This window comes from Salmonella sp. K21076 (assembly GCF_039650795.1).
Lineage (GTDB): Bacteria > Pseudomonadota > Gammaproteobacteria > Enterobacterales > Enterobacteriaceae > Salmonella > Salmonella enterica.
The window spans coordinates 146,847-161,717 of record NZ_JBCLYA010000051.1 but is presented as its reverse complement, the minus strand read 5'-3'; the positions used below and the strand labels follow the sequence as shown (position 1 = coordinate 161,717).

Sequence of the window (14,871 nt, the reverse complement as noted above, 5' to 3'; positions counted from 1 at the left end):
CCTCTTATATCCTCGTCATCCGACACGTAATAACTTTTTCATTTTTTCACTGCCAACAAGCTGATTTTTAATTTCCATCACCAGCGCATTGCGTGAAAAAATAATCATTAAAATAAAACTCAAAATACCGACCACAACCTGTAGCGCGAATACCCCTGACAACGGTAAATAGCCGTCGACTAGCTTTCCTGCGCCGTAGCTGGTAATAAATGTGGGCAATGAGAGATAAAACGGTAGCCACAGGCTGAGAATATACTGACGGTAGCTGGAGCCGAGTACCGGCTTAATCATCACGAAATAGCTCAGAATGGTGTTGATGATTTGCACCACCAGGAACCCCAGCGTCACGCCAATCGCCCCCGCCAGATGGCCGCCAATGAGAATTGCCGGGATAAACAGAAACGTTTTAAAGACGTTGAACTTAAAGCTGATATCCACGCGCGCTTTCGCCATCAGCAGCGAACCAATCGGGTTGCCGACTGAGCGCAGCAGCCCCACAACGCACAGCAATTTCAGGATCGGGATAATGCTGTTCCACTTCTCACCAAACACTAACGGCACAAAATTGTTCGCCACTACCATCAGGCCCAACAGCGCGGGAAAATTGATAATTCCCACCACGGAAAGCAACTTATAGAAGTTGACGCGCAGCTTCTCGGTATCGTCCTGGATTTTGGCGAATGCCGGAAATAGCACGCGAGTAATGATGGGGTTAAGCTTCGCCGGCGGCACAACAGCCACGTTGTACGCGAGGTTATATCCCCCGGCGACGCTTGCGCCGAGAATTCTCGCCAGTACCAGCGTCGATAAATTCGTGTTGATGTAATTGACGATACTGTCCGCCGTCAGCCACGCGCCAAAACGCAGGTTCGTGGACACCGATGCCAGCGAAAAATGCAGCCCCGGACGGTAAATCTTGCGGCCAAAGTAACCAAACAGCAGCGTTCGCACCGCGCTGTTCACCAGATAGCCGAGAATCGCGGTTAACGCCAGCGGCCAGTAATGGGCGCTAATCACCGTAAAGGTGAACCCCGCCAGCACGGAGGTCGTTTCGATCATGCCGATCTTATTGAACTCCAGCTCTTTTTGCATCAGCGCGCGGAACTGCTGCCCGTGAGGGATCACGATGAACGCCAGCGACAACGTTTTGATTAACGGCGCGAGATCCGGGTTATGCAAAACATGGGCAATCGCATCGCTCAGCCAAAAGACCACCGCAAATACCACAATCCCAAGCCCAACGTTTAGCCAGTAAAGCGTGGTCAGCTCCAGATGCCCAATCGTTTTACGCTGGATAATCGAGTTCGCGATGCCAAAGTCCGAAATCGTGTCGGCCAGCGCGATAATCACCAGCGATACGGTCAACAGGCCAAACTGGTGGTTGTCGATGATCCGCGCCAGCACCGTCATCTGAATTAACCCCAGACCGATAATCACTATCGTGGCGATAGCCGACCATTTAACGCCGCTGATCGTTTTTTGTCGTAAACTCATTCTTTTCTCCAGAACCTGTTCACAAGGCGTCATTGGCGCAGCCAGATTGAGCACTGCCCTGGTGCAATATGGCAAGTAAAATAGCCTTGTGGGTCAGGTTCTTAATACGCCGCTTTATTAACAAACCCTTTAAAAATCGTCAGAAAAACGATTTTGATATCGAACCAAATACTCCATTCGCGGATGTATTCCAGGTCGAATTCCACGCGTTTTTCCATTTTCTCCAGCGTATCGGTCTCACCGCGCCAGCCATTAATTTGCGCCCAGCCGGTGATGCCCGGCTTCATCTTGTGGCGTAGCATGTAACCTTCAATCAACTGACGATACTGTTCGTTATGCGCCACCGCGTGCGGGCGAGGACCGACGATAGACATCCCGCCGGTTAATACGTTGATAAACTGCGGTAATTCATCCAGCGAGGTACGACGCAAAAAGTTACCTACCCGGGTGACGCGCGGATCGTTTTGCGTCGCCTGGGTAACGACCTTATCGTTCTCCATCACCTTCATTGAGCGGAACCTCCAGACTTTGCTCGGCTTGCCGTCCATCCCGTAGCGCGTCTGACGGAAAATCACCGGCCCGGGCGAGCTCAATTTGACCGCCGGCGCAATGCAGCACAGTACCGGTGAGATGAGCAGCAGAATCAGCGACGCCAGCACGATATCTTCTGCCCGTTTAAGCAGACGGTTAATCCCTGATAGCGGCGTGTCATACAGCGGAACGACCGGAACGCCGCTCATCTCCTCCACGCGCGAGTGGAGAATATTAAAGGTGAACACATCGGGAATAAGGATCACCGAGCAGGTGGTGTCGGCCAGCTCGCGCACCAGTTTTTTCACCATGGCGCCGTCGCTCATTGACATGGCGATATAAACATTGTGAATTCGCGAGGCTTTCGCATCGTCAATTAACTGTTCGAAGTTCCCGGCCCAGTCAGCAGAGACGCCGCCCGGTTTAGGATCGTGATAGACGCCCACCACCTCAAAACCCAGCCACGGCTCATTACGGAAGCTATCCAGCAACGCCTGGCCCGCAGGCAAATCCCCGGCGACGGCGCCCCGGCGAGTGTTATAACCACGATTGCGTAGCCAGCCCGCGCCGAAACGAATAAATGAACGGCATAACACTAAGCCCAGGCTGGACAGCGCATACCAGGCCAACCAGGTGGCGAGGCGGTTGTCAAAGTCATCATTAAACGCCACCAGACCGGCGCTGAAGATCAGGCTCAGCGTCCAGTTTTGCAGTAACAGCGTTAACTCTGTCGACATTTTGACGCCGCGCCAGGAGCGATAAAAATCGGTCATCCCGCCCAGCATTTGAAAAACAACCAGCGTAATCAGCGCCACCAACAGGTGCATGTACAGGAATGGCAGTCCACTGACTTCACAGATGAACCACAGCCCGCCAAACATGATGGTGATATCTGAAAAGCGTTGCACCATAGAGATTAACGATGCATTGGTTTTGGCTCGTTCGCGCTTTTTTAGATTTGTCATCGTTGTTCCTGTGATTGGCCCCTTACCCGCAGGCGGTAAGGGGAGATCTGACGTTACTGATTCAGCAGCGCCAGCAGAGTGCGTGTTCGCGCTTCCATCAGCGGAATATCGCCGCGTGATTCCACATTCAGGCGCACCACCGGTTCGGTGTTCGACGAGCGCAGGTTGAAACGCCAGTCGGCGAACGACATGCTGAGGCCGTCCGTGCGGTCCACTGCCTGCGCCTCTTCCGCGAAGTGCGCTTCCACCCGCGCGATGGCCGCCGCCGGCTCCGCCAGTCTGCTGTTGATTTCCCCGCTCGCCGGGAACGCCGCCATCCGGTCGCGAACCAGTTCACCCAGCGACTGCCCCTTCAGGCATACCAGTTCCGCCACCAGCAGCCACGGGATCATCCCGCTGTCGCAGTAGGCAAAATCACGGAAATAGTGATGCGCGCTCATTTCCCCGCCATAAATGGCATCCTCCGTACGCATCCGCTCCTTGATAAAGGCGTGCCCGGTTTTTGACATCATCGGCGTCCCGCCCGCCGCCGTCACCACTGCCTCGGTGTTCCAGGTCAGGCGCGGGTCGTGGATAATCTTCGCCCCCGGGTGTTTTTCCAGAAACGCTTCCGCCAGCAGCCCGACGATGTAGTACCCCTCGATAAACTTCCCTTTCTCATCGAACAGGAAGCAGCGGTCGAAGTCGCCGTCAAAGGCGATGCCCATGTCCGCCCCGTGTTCAATAACGGCCTTGCGGGTGTCGTCGCGACACTCCGGCAGCAACGGGTTGGGAATGCCTTTCGGGAAGGTGCCGTCCGGGGTGTTGTGGATTTTGATGAACTCCACCGGCGCGCCCAGCGCCTTCAGGCGCGCTTCAATGGCGTCAATGACCGGCCCCGCCGCGCCGTTGCCGGCGTTAAACACCAGCTTCAGCGGGGTGAGATTGTTAACACTGATGTAGCCGAGCAGGTGGTCGATGTAGGCGTCGCGCATGCTGATTTGTCTGTAGCTGCCGCGCGTGGCGTCGTTGACCGGCGGGAAGTCGCCCGCTTCCGCCAGGCGCTGAACGTCGCGCAGACCGGTGTCGCCGCTTATCGGGCGGGCGCCCTCGCGCACCAGCTTCATACCGTTGTAGTCCATCGGGTTATGGCTGGCGGTCACTTCAATACCGCCGTCCACGCCGAGGTGGAAGGTGGCGAAGTAAATCTCTTCGGTGCCGGACATACCGATATCCAGCACGTCGACGCCCGCGTCCTGTAACCCTTTTGCCAGCGCCATCTTCAGCACCTCGCTGGTCAGGCGCACGTCGCCGCCCAGCACGATGGTTTTCGGTTTTAAATATTCGCCATAGGCGCGGCCAATCCGCCACGCGATATCTTCATTGAGCTCTTCGCCCAGCCTGCCGCGAATGTCGTAGGCCTTGAAACAGGTTAATTTTGTCATGTGCTTACCCTTCTTCAGGCAACAGTTAGCCCTGACCGCAAATGGCCAACATCGTTATTGTTATTCATTGCCGGATGGCGCGTTGCGCTTACCGGGCATAATTGCAGGCGTCAGACCCGCCCGTAACGGTCCTCGAACCGCACCACGTCGTCCTCTTCGAGATACGAGCCGGAACGCACTTCAATTAAATCGAGCGGTATTTTTCCCGGATTTTCCAGGCAGTGGGTCGCCCCCAGCGGAATATAGATGGACTCGTTTTCACCGAGCAGCTTAACCTCGCCGTTGATGGTGACTCTGGCGGTCCCCGCCACCACCACCCAGTGCTCGGCACGGTGATGGTGCATCTGCACCGACAGTCCTTCCCCCGGCTTAACGGTAATGCGCTTCACCTGATAGCGCTCGCCCGCGTCGATGGAGTCGTATTTGCCCCACGGACGGTAAACCTCGCGGTGCATGTGGTGCTCATGGCGTCCGTCGGCCTTGATCTTCTCCACCACCTTTTTCACGTCCTGCACCGCGTGGCGATCGGCAATCAGCACGGCGTCTTTGGTCTGCACCACCACCAGATCCTTCACGCCGACGGTGGTCACCAGGCCGGATTCGGCGTAAACGTAGCTGTTTTCCGTTTTATGACTGATGACGTCGCCGTGGTGGACGTTTCCCTCCGGGGTGTGGGCGCTGATTTCCCACAGTGAGGACCACGAGCCGACATCGCTCCAGCCCGCGTCCATTGGCATCACCACCGCGTCCGCCGTCCGCTCCATCACCGCGTAGTCAATGGACTCTTCCGGACAGGCGAGGAAGGCCTCTTCATCCACGCGAATGAAGTCAAGATCCGGATCGACGCCGCGCATCGCCTGTTCACAGGCGGCCAGAATATCGGGGCGGAACTTTTTCAGCTCTTCCAGATAGCGTCCGGCGCGGAATAGAAACATGCCGCTGTTCCAGTAGTAATCGCCGCTGGCGACGTAGGCCTGGGCGGTTTCCAGCCCCGGCTTCTCAACGAACTGCGCCACCTCAAAAGCCACCGCATCCGTCGCGCCCGGCACGACATCACCGCGCCGGATATAGCCATAGCCGGTTTCCGGCAGATCCGGCACGATACCGAAGGTCACCAGTTTGCCCGCGTCGGCATAGGGCATGGCGCCGCGCACCGCGTCGCGGAAGGCCTCTTCATTGGCGATCGCATGATCCGCCGCCAGTACCAGCATCAGCGGATCGCAGTCCGTATGCTGGCGCGTCGCTGCCAGCGCCGCCAACGCAATCGCCGGCGCGGTATTGCGCCCGGCGGGCTCAAGAATAATGTTCTCCGTCAGCTTATTGAGCTGGCGGAGCTGTTCGGCGACGATAAAACGGTGCTGTTCGTTGCAGATAACCACCGGGCTTTCGCACTCCACGCCGTTCAGACGGCAAATGGTGGTTTGCAACATGGTGAGATCGCCTTTCAGGCACAAAAACTGTTTTGGATAAAGCACGCGAGAAAGCGGCCACAATCGGCTACCGGAGCCACCGGCCATCACAACCGGGTAAAGTTTTGTCTGACGCATTATCATCCCCGAATATCTGCAATAAATTGGCGTAGCACGTTCTCTTTATTGAGCGTGCGTTCGGCGTATTCACGTGCCGTCGTGTTGTTTTTCGGCATGGCGAGCGCCTGGCTAATCCCGTCGACCAGCGCGTCGGTCGACTCCGGCTCCACGCAAACGGCGATGCCCGGATAGCGCGCGCAAAGTTGTCCTAATTCGGTGTGCGGCTCAGCGGTAATCACCGCATTACCGCCGACCGCCAGAATGTTAGTCAGCTTGGAGGGCAGTACCGCATCCGCTGCGCCGCGCTTTTGCACCACCAGATGGCAGTCGCCCATTTTCAGCAGCGCGGGTAAGGCGTCGTAAGGCTGCAGCGGGAGGAATTTAATATTTAGCAGGCCGCGTTCGCGGGCCATGTTCTCCAGCCGCGCCTTGCCGCCCCCCTGGCCGACAATCGCAAAAATCAACGGTCGATCGCGTAATCGTTCTGCGGCGTCAATCACCTTTTCCAGCCCTTGTTTTTCGCCGATATTGCCGGAATAGAGCACGATTTTTTTGCCCTCTGGCAAGCCAAGCTGCTGACGCAAAGCCGTCACGTCAGCGTCATTAACGTCCTGAAAGCGCGCCACTTCCGACCAGTTTGGAAAAAAGAGGATTTTTTCCGCCGCGACGCCCTTTTCCCGCGCTTTATTCATCATGGAGCGAGAGATGGTCGAAACATTATCAACGTTACGCAGCGCGCTGCGTTCAAAGGCCGTCGCTAACCGCGCTACGCTGCCGCGCTTGCCTTTTCCCGCCATTCCTAAGCCGAGCATGGCGTCCACTTCGTAATCCTGAATATGCAGTACGGTACGCGCGCCGGAGAGTGTCGCCAGCAGACGCATTCCCGGCGTACAAAAGAGCGTCGGTACAACGCCGATAATCCGATCCGGCTTCCAGCGACGCTGCGCCATCAGTGGGAAAAAACTGCTCAATGCAAAGCTCCCCAGATGAAGCAGTCGTTTTAGGGTGGAGGGCTGTTTCGGCACATACAGCGGGCAGCGCCAGACGGTAGCCTCGCCCTCTTCCCGGCGATAGCGCCAGGCGGAATAGCGCTCACCGACCTTCCACTGCGGGTAGTACGGCGGCGCAGTAATAACCCGCACCTCATGGCCTTCCCGCGCCATCCACGCCACCATTTCGCCGGTATATTTGCCGATACCGGTCAGTTCCGGTGAATAGTTAATGCCATAGACCAGGATCTTCATAGGCCCACCGCCGGCGCGTCAGGAGAGAAGTAGGCCCGACTGTTCTCATGAACATTGTCGCCTGCCAGAAGCTGTTCCGGCGTCAGCCAGCGGTAACTGCCATGCTGGGCATCAGGCAGGCGTAAATCGCTCTCCGCCACGCGCAGACGAAAGCCGAGCACGATGTAGTGAGTTGAAAAATCCTCACTGGAAAAGTTGTCGTCATAGAAGTGCTGCCAGACGCCATAAAACGTCCCTGCCGCCAGCGGCAGACGCACGCCCAGTTCCGCCTGCGTCAGGCGTGCAAAAGCGGCCTCCAGCGTTTCGTCTTTGCACACCCGCCCCCCCGGCACAAACCAGTAGCCCTGCGCCGGACGGTTGAGGCGCTGGCCCAGCAAAATTTCCCCCTGGCCGTTTTCCACGATGAAATCGAGGGAGATGAGGGGCGTGGTCCGCACCACGGCGGCGAAATCTTCCTGACGTAAAAACATTGTCACCCCCGGAACCGTTGCTGATTCTCAAGGAACCACTGGTAAGTACCGGCAAGCCCTGCCTCCAGTGAAATTTCGTGATACCAGCCAAGCTGATGCAGGCGCGTGACGTCGAGCAATTTACGCGGCGTGCCGTCCGGCTTCGCGGCGTCGAACACCACCCGGCCCTGGTAACCCACCACCTTTGCGATGGTCTGCGCCAGCTCGCGAATGGTGCAGTCCACGCCAGTGCCGACGTTAATGTGCGACAGCATCGGGGCGGTGTTCTCCTGCCACACTTCGCGCGCCAGCTCCATCACGTGAATGCTGGCCGCCGCCATATCGTCAACGTGCAGAAATTCGCGCATCGGCGTGCCGCTGCCCCACACCACCACCTCCGGCGCGTGGCTCTGCGCAGCCTCATGAAAGCGACGCAGCAGCGCCGGGATCACATGTGAATTGTCCGGGTGGAAATTATCATGCGGGCCGTACAGGTTGGTTGGCATCACCGAACGGTAGTCGCGACCGTACTGCCGGTTGTAGGACTCGCACAGTTTAATCCCGGCGATCTTGGCGATGGCATACGGCTCGTTGGTCGGCTCCAGCGTCCCCTGCAGCAGCTCGCTTTCCGCCATCGGCTGCCTTGCCAGTTTCGGATAGATACAGGACGAACCGAGAAACAGCAGTTTGTTCACGTTGTGCAGGTGCGCGGCGTGAATAATGTTGCTCTCTATCATCATGTTTTCATAAATAAAATCCGCCGGATACGTGTTGTTGGCAACAATGCCGCCCACTTTCGCCGCCGCCAGATAAACCTGGTCGATACCCGCTCCGGCAAAGAACGCCTGTACCGCGCGCCCGTCGAGCAGATCCAGCTCATCGCGGGTGCGCAGCACCAGTTCCACGTCGCCGCGCTGCGCAAGCTGCCGTACAATGGCGGAGCCCACCATCCCGCGATGGCCCGCCACAAAAATTCGTTGCTTATTCATTCTCAGGACTCCAGCGCGATGGCCACCTCGTAACCGTGAGATTTCAGCAGTGAGTGTTTTTTCGCGGCCTCCAGATCGTTCGCCACCATCTCGGAGACCATCTCCGACAGGGTAATTTCCGGTTTCCAGCCCAGTTTCTCATGCGCTTTGGACGGATCGCCCAGCAGGGTTTCCACTTCCGCCGGACGGAAATAACACGGATCAACGGCCACAATCACATCCCTCGGTTTCACGCCCGGCGCATCGTGTCCGGTAACGGATACCACGATCCCTTTCTCATTAATGCCTTCGCCTTCAAAGCGCAGTTTTATCCCCAGTTGCGCCGCCGCCAGCTCCACAAACTGGCGTACGGAATACTGCACGCCGGTGGCAATCACGAAATCTTCCGGCTGCTCCTGCTGTAACATCATCCACTGCATCCGTACGTAATCTTTCGCATGGCCCCAGTCGCGCAGCGAGTCCATGTTGCCGAGATACAGGCAGGACTCCAGTCCCTGGGCGATATTGGCGATGGCGCGGGTGATCTTACGGGTGACGAAGGTTTCGCCACGACGCGGAGACTCGTGGTTAAACAGAATGCCGTTACAGGCGTAAATACCGTAGGATTCACGGTAGTTGACGGTGATCCAGTAGGCGTACAGTTTCGCCACCGCATAGGGAGAACGCGGGTAGAACGGCGTGGTCTCTTTCTGCGGGATTTCCTGCACCAGCCCGTACAGTTCAGAGGTGGAGGCCTGGTAGAAACGCGTTTTCTTTTCAAGACCGAGGAAGCGGATCGCCTCCAGCAGGCGCAGAGTGCCCATCGCATCCACATCGGCGGTATATTCCGGCGACTCAAACGACACCGCCACGTGGCTCATCGCGCCCAGGTTGTAGACCTCATCCGGCTGCACTTCTTGTAAAATGCGGGTCAGGTTTGAGGCGTCGGTCAGGTCGCCATAATGCAGATGAAATTTCGGGTTGCAGCTGTGCGGGTCCTGATAAATATGGTCCACGCGCTCGGTATTAAACGATGACGCGCGACGCTTGATACCATGCACCTCATACCCTTTTTCCAGCAGAAATTCTGCCAGGTAAGACCCATCCTGTCCGGTTACGCCAGTAATGAGAGCGACTTTTGACATTTTCATTTCCTCAAATAGTCCCGTTAGGGAGTAACTTTCTGAACGCGCTGGCGCGTTACCACTGCGGGATTGCCCCGACAAATCGCATTTGCCGGTAATGATTTAAATACGCTGCTACGCGCGCCGACGACGGTGCCATGACCTATCGTCACGCCGGGCGCGACAAAAACATCGGTCGCCAGCCAACATTTTTCGCCAATAACAATCGGCGCGGCGTTAATATCGAAATGGGCGCTGGTATAATCATGGCTACCGGTACATAAATAACCTTTTTGTGAAATAACCGCATGTGCGCCAATATTAATTTCACCCAACGTATATAACACAGCGTCGTCGCCTATCCAGGCATAATCGCCGACGGTTAATTTCCACGGATAGGTAATTTTTACTGACGGTCGAATAACCACATTTTTTCCAATTTTGGCGCCAAACAGACGCAGCAAAAAGGCTCGCCAGCGATACAATATTTGCGGCGATCCGGCGAATAATGTCGCCTGTACCGCCCACCATAATTGTACTTTTAGCGCATTAGCGCCGCGGAACCCTTTCGGCACCGTAAAGCCGCTAAGATCCTGCATAATAACTCCCGGTGATTAGACTTTGTTATACCGCGCTTTTGTTTTACCCGTCGTTTTCAGACGTAACAAATAGGATAATTGCGCCCAAAACCCTGGAACACGTAATATTTTTCGCTGTACGTTTTTTGCATCCTGACATAATTCCAGATTATTCGAGGTTGACACGCCGCCCATCGAAAATTCAGATACCAGTCCGTTAATTCGCCGAAAAGGATAGCCTGCTTTATAGAGACGGGCCGCCAGCGCATAATCTGAAGAGACATGATATTGCAGATCATAAGGATACTTTTTTAACGCTGCCGTCGGGAAAAATATCGCCTGATGGCTGGCTGGCAAACTATGGTAGATATAATACCCGGGTTTAGCTTTCCGGCGTATTTTATGCCCGCCGCCGAAATCCAGCAGCGCGTCGCCAATATACATCGCCTCGCCCTTTTGCCGCGCCAGTTGGCGGACAAACAGCGCGGCATCATCATGGAACGCATCACCGGAATTAAGAAACAGGGTATAGCGCCCCTGCGCCAAGGCAATGCCTTTGTTCATGGCATCATAAATACCGCGATCCTTTTCACTGATAAAACGCAGGTTAAACTCACCGTGACGTTTTTGCAGAAATTCGCGCGTGCCGTCCTCCGAACCGCCATCCACTACGATCCATTCAAATGACAGGCCCGGATCGCGCGCCAGATTGCGCAGCGAGCGCCAGGTTTTTACCACCCCTTCGTAATTGCGAAAGGCGACGGTAACGACGCTTAAAAACATGCAACCACCCCGTTATGAAATTTTTAACGCCTTGCGCAAAATGAACGGACAGACGATTAAAAAAGCATATTCCGGGCTAAATATTGAACCGGTAAAAAACAGCGACACCGGCGTAAAAAGATAGAGCTGCACCCGAAAATTGCGATTATCGCCAAACGCATTTAGCGCCATTTTTAAAACTTTCCCCATATACCACAGCGTCATTAGCACTGCGAACCAGGAAAAATAAATAATCAGCAGATACAATCCATTGTCTATGGTTTTCCCGACATCCGCACCGTTAAAGATTCCGAATGATGCGACATATTCATAAAGTGAGCCAAATCTGACTACACCATCAATATGGGTCAAGGAATATCCGACCATGACTAACGGGCCCACAATACGATAATAAGAAGATAATCCTTCCGTCCCTAAATCGCCAAGTCGTGTCGCGATATAAGGAAATGCAATAATTACCCCAACCAAAAACAGGGTTAATGATACCAGCGCCAGTGGAAGTTTTTTCTTTATCGCATCCTTATTCAAATATTGGAACGCCCACTCCAGAAGGTAAAACAGGATAAAGGTCATTACCCCTGAAAATGATCCTGATAATATTATCCCTGCCAGAATCATAGCATCGCTTTTCGGTATTTTGATACCAAACTGTTTGATGCTCAGCCAAATTGAGATTAGTGCCAAAGCGAAAAATGCCGGTTCAAAATAAAGCGCAGTGGTACGCTTACCGCCAAATTTTATGAAGTTCAGTACGTAGCTATTACTGTAAATGAGATATTTCGAAATTCCTTCCATGATACTGCTGCCGCCGGTAAGGATAATTTGCGCCATCTCAACCGCGGCGAGCGCGACCACTATACCCACCACCAGATAAAAAAACGCAAAATCTTTCGGTGGTTATGCGCGGAAATGGTTTTGAATCGGATACTCCAGACCATCCCGATAATGACCACAATATAGACAAACAGCATCGTGGACGTGACATATTTACCGGCATTCAGCGACTGGCCGAACAGGAAGTTAAATGCCGTAAGCCCCGCGCCGATGCCTAAGGCGATCATCAATTTTTTTACGCTAATGCGTTCCACAAATAACAGCAGCAACAGCGGTAAAAAAGTGACGATGGTAATGGGAAAGCTTTCCCCCAGTTGGGCAATCTTGACATTGACCAGTAGGTAGATCAGCGGCAGCAGCAGATAGCTACAGATTCTGATAGAACGAGACATACTCCTCCAGCATCTGTTGACCGCTGTACGCGACGCGGCTACGCATACGAAAGGCGTCCAGCGTTGCGCCGAATACCGCCTGAGCAATCTCTGGCTTACGCCGCTGCGCCAGGCGCAGTACATCTGTAGCGGCAAAAGTCTGGCCGCCGGATTTCGCCAGCACCTCCTGCGCCGCCTCGCTGTGGGTGGCGATTACCGGTACGCCGATCGAGAGCGCTTCACACAAGATCAGCGGATAGTTATCGACCCGCGAGCTAAAGACCAGCGCGTCCATCTCATTGAGCGCGCTCATTAATTTGCGCTTATCGGTTTCAAAACCGTGATTAACGACGTTTTGGCCGGTAAAAGGCGAAAATTTACCGAAGGTATGCAGTTCAATTTTTTCGCCCAGCGCCATCATGTCGTGTACCAGACGCTGGTCAGTTTTGCCGTCGTAACGCAAGTCATGCGCCACAATGGCGATCCGCGGTTTGCCCGGATTCAGCGGCACAGGTGATAGTTGCGCGAGAATCGCCTCGGTCGCCAGATCGATACCGTTGTTAATCACCCGGCAGAGTCCCGCGCCATAAACGCTGTTAAAGGCCTCGGCCACATGCTGGCTCGGCGAAATAAACTGGCAGCCCAGCCGCAGCATGTCACGAAAGCGCTGACGTTTGCCGTCAATAAGCTGGTGCGCCCGATCCACCCTGACTGGCGGATAATTGCTTAGGGTCGGACATTTTTGGCAGCCGCTTTTCCAGCCCTCGCAACCGTCGGTGAAGGCGCAACGCCCGGTAACGCTCCAGTGATCGTGCAGCGTCCAGACCAGCGTGACGTCCGGTTTTTGTGCTTTGACTTTTTCGCAAAACGTCACGATATCCGCCAGGTTTAGCCAGTAACTGTGGAGAACATGAAAATGCAGCACCAGCGGGCCGGATGTCTGGATAACCGTGCGGTAAAGATTGTCGAGATTGCCAAACAGATCGCGATTCAGGAAACGAAATAGCGCGATATTGGCGATTGCCGTGCCGCGCGGCGTCTGTTTTATCACCTGCGGATAACGGTGGTGACTGACGCTTTTTTTTCCGCCTTTGCCATAACCATAAACAAAATGCGACGTCAGCCCTTTTTGCAGCGCCCGCAGATGAAGATCTAACGCCACTCCCGCCGCACCGCCTTCCGCCAGCCGTACATTAAATTGCAGAATATTCATGTGCTGACCTTCACCCGTGCTTTTTCTCCCACCACCAGCGCATGATCCGGAATACTGTCAAGCACCACGCTACCCGCGCCAATCGTGACGTGATTACCGATAGTAATATCGCCAAGCAGGATGACGTTCGCCCCCAGCTCAACGCCGTGACCAATCACCGGACAAGCCAGGCTGTCCGCGCCGCGATTGCCAATGGTGACGCCGTGGCGAATGGTAAAATCGTCGCCGGCGACGACATGTTTGTTGATCACTACCGCGTAACCATGATGGATAGTGAACCGCCGACCAATGGTCGCGGCGGCCTGGATTTCATACCCGAACAGGCATTCCGTGATCACGCGATACAGCACCAGCACCGGCGCGGCCCACAGATTATTCAGCACATTCTTTTTGCGCCAGACGGAACAAAAATGAGCGATACGGTAGGCCAGCACCATGCAACAGGGGCGTAAGCTCCAGCTATTCGCGCGTAAGTCTTCCAGCATCGTTATCGCCCCCGCAGCCCGGCCGCCAGGCGTTTGCTATTACGCACGGAGAGCAACGTCAGCAACGTGCGCCAGGTCATTCGCTTATTGCGAATTTGGTACAGCGTAAAAAGCTGGTATTTTTTGCTGGCGCGATCGAATTTATCTTTGTGCTTACGATAAAAATGGAAATAGCCGGAGAACTTTTTCGGCGAAGAGGTAATCTGCATCTCGCCGTGGTTGATATGTAAAATTTGCGTCGCCTCTTCAACTTTCCACGGTTCGCCATACTCCACCACCATGCGCAGAAAAATGTCGTAATCCTGCGCCGCCTTGAGTTCGGTATCGAACAAACACGCTTTAAAACGCCAGGCCCAGGTAAAAACCTGATTGCCAATAATATTGCGCTTGTAGAACAAGCGGCGCGAATAAGGGGATTTCGGATACAGCGGCAGGCTGGCAGGCTGAGAGTAGACCTCGCCCTCGCACACATAGTCGTTGGCATACAAAAAGGCATGCGTAGTCAACTGGTGTTTATGGGCCAGAAACACGCTCAGACGGTTGGGCGTCCATTCATCGTCATCATCAATCCCGGTAATGTAGTGTCCTTGCGCCTGCATAATGGCCTGGTTGCGAACCGCGCAGGCGCCGGTATTCATGGCGTTATGAGTATAACGAACGCGCGGGTCGTTCAGCTCCTCAACAAATTGTTGTAGCTGCTGATAAGACGAGGAGCAATCATCCACGATGATCATCTCCCAGTGACGGTAGTCCTGACGTAGTACTGATTTAATCGCCCGGATAGCCAACTGCTGCCTGTTCCAGGTTGGCATATAAATTGAGATCAGCGGATTGTCTGTTGTCATGCTTATTCCCCAGATAGTTTTGCCGCATGGCGCT

Annotated in this window: 13 protein-coding genes and 1 pseudogene; all 14 read right to left on the bottom strand. The window is 54.8% G+C overall.

Translation table 11 applies throughout. The features are described from left to right. Positions 1-15 precede the first annotated feature (15 nt). Positions 16-1,494, bottom strand: a complete 1,479-nt coding sequence (gene wzxC / locus AAYN39_RS21500; RefSeq protein ID WP_000058696.1) for a colanic acid undecaprenyl disphosphate flippase WzxC — start codon at positions 1,492-1,494, stop codon at positions 16-18. 101 nt (positions 1,495-1,595) lie between these two features. Beyond that, positions 1,596-2,990, bottom strand: a complete 1,395-nt coding sequence (gene wcaJ, locus AAYN39_RS21495; RefSeq protein ID WP_000183160.1) for an undecaprenyl-phosphate glucose phosphotransferase — start codon at positions 2,988-2,990, stop codon at positions 1,596-1,598. Positions 2,991-3,043: 53 nt separating this feature from the next. Then, positions 3,044-4,414, bottom strand: coding sequence for a colanic acid biosynthesis phosphomannomutase CpsG (gene cpsG, locus AAYN39_RS21490; protein ID WP_000164214.1), 1,371 nt, complete (start codon positions 4,412-4,414; stop codon positions 3,044-3,046). Between the two features lie 110 nt (positions 4,415-4,524). Next, a complete protein-coding gene (cpsB, locus tag AAYN39_RS21485; RefSeq protein ID WP_000605946.1) occupies positions 4,525-5,967 on the bottom strand; it encodes a mannose-1-phosphate guanyltransferase in 1,443 nt (480 codons plus the stop codon). Then, positions 5,964-7,187 carry a colanic acid biosynthesis fucosyltransferase WcaI gene (wcaI, locus tag AAYN39_RS21480; protein ID WP_000699650.1) on the bottom strand — a complete coding sequence of 408 codons (1,224 nt, stop codon included), beginning with the start codon at positions 7,185-7,187 and terminating at the stop codon, positions 5,964-5,966. Before wcaI ends, cpsB begins: the two co-directional genes overlap by 4 nt. Further along, positions 7,184-7,657, bottom strand: coding sequence for a GDP-mannose mannosyl hydrolase (locus AAYN39_RS21475; protein WP_001688181.1), 474 nt, complete (start codon positions 7,655-7,657; stop codon positions 7,184-7,186). Before AAYN39_RS21475 ends, wcaI begins: the two co-directional genes overlap by 4 nt. Positions 7,658-7,659: 2 nt before the next feature. Continuing rightward, complete coding sequence (locus AAYN39_RS21470) at positions 7,660-8,625, bottom strand: GDP-L-fucose synthase (RefSeq protein ID WP_001041701.1); 966 nt, start codon at positions 8,623-8,625, stop codon at positions 7,660-7,662. Between the two features lie 2 nt (positions 8,626-8,627). Then, complete coding sequence (gene gmd / locus AAYN39_RS21465; protein ID WP_000048162.1) at positions 8,628-9,749, bottom strand: GDP-mannose 4,6-dehydratase; 1,122 nt, start codon at positions 9,747-9,749, stop codon at positions 8,628-8,630. A gap of 23 nt (positions 9,750-9,772) precedes the next feature. Then, the gene (gene wcaF, locus AAYN39_RS21460) at positions 9,773-10,327 is read right to left on the bottom strand and encodes a colanic acid biosynthesis acetyltransferase WcaF (protein WP_001153597.1); all 555 of its coding nucleotides are present in this window, start codon (positions 10,325-10,327) and stop codon (positions 9,773-9,775) included. Between the two features lie 15 nt (positions 10,328-10,342). Further along, positions 10,343-11,089, bottom strand: a complete 747-nt coding sequence (gene wcaE, locus AAYN39_RS21455) for a colanic acid biosynthesis glycosyltransferase WcaE (protein ID WP_000480132.1) — start codon at positions 11,087-11,089, stop codon at positions 10,343-10,345. A 12-nt stretch (positions 11,090-11,101) separates the two neighbouring features. Further along, a pseudogene (wcaD, locus tag AAYN39_RS21450) lies at positions 11,102-12,315 on the bottom strand (colanic acid polymerase WcaD). Then, positions 12,290-13,507, bottom strand: coding sequence for a colanic acid biosynthesis glycosyltransferase WcaC (gene wcaC, locus AAYN39_RS21445; protein WP_001023824.1), 1,218 nt, complete (start codon positions 13,505-13,507; stop codon positions 12,290-12,292). Before wcaC ends, wcaD begins: the two are co-directional and overlap by 26 nt. Next, positions 13,504-13,992: a colanic acid biosynthesis acetyltransferase WcaB gene (gene wcaB, locus AAYN39_RS21440; protein WP_000888724.1), complete on the bottom strand. Its 489-nt coding sequence runs from the start codon at positions 13,990-13,992 to the stop codon at positions 13,504-13,506. Before wcaB ends, wcaC begins: the two co-directional genes overlap by 4 nt. Before the next feature lie 2 nt (positions 13,993-13,994). Next, positions 13,995-14,837, bottom strand: coding sequence for a colanic acid biosynthesis glycosyltransferase WcaA (wcaA, locus tag AAYN39_RS21435; protein WP_000205692.1), 843 nt, complete (start codon positions 14,835-14,837; stop codon positions 13,995-13,997). Positions 14,838-14,871: the final 34 nt, after the last annotated feature.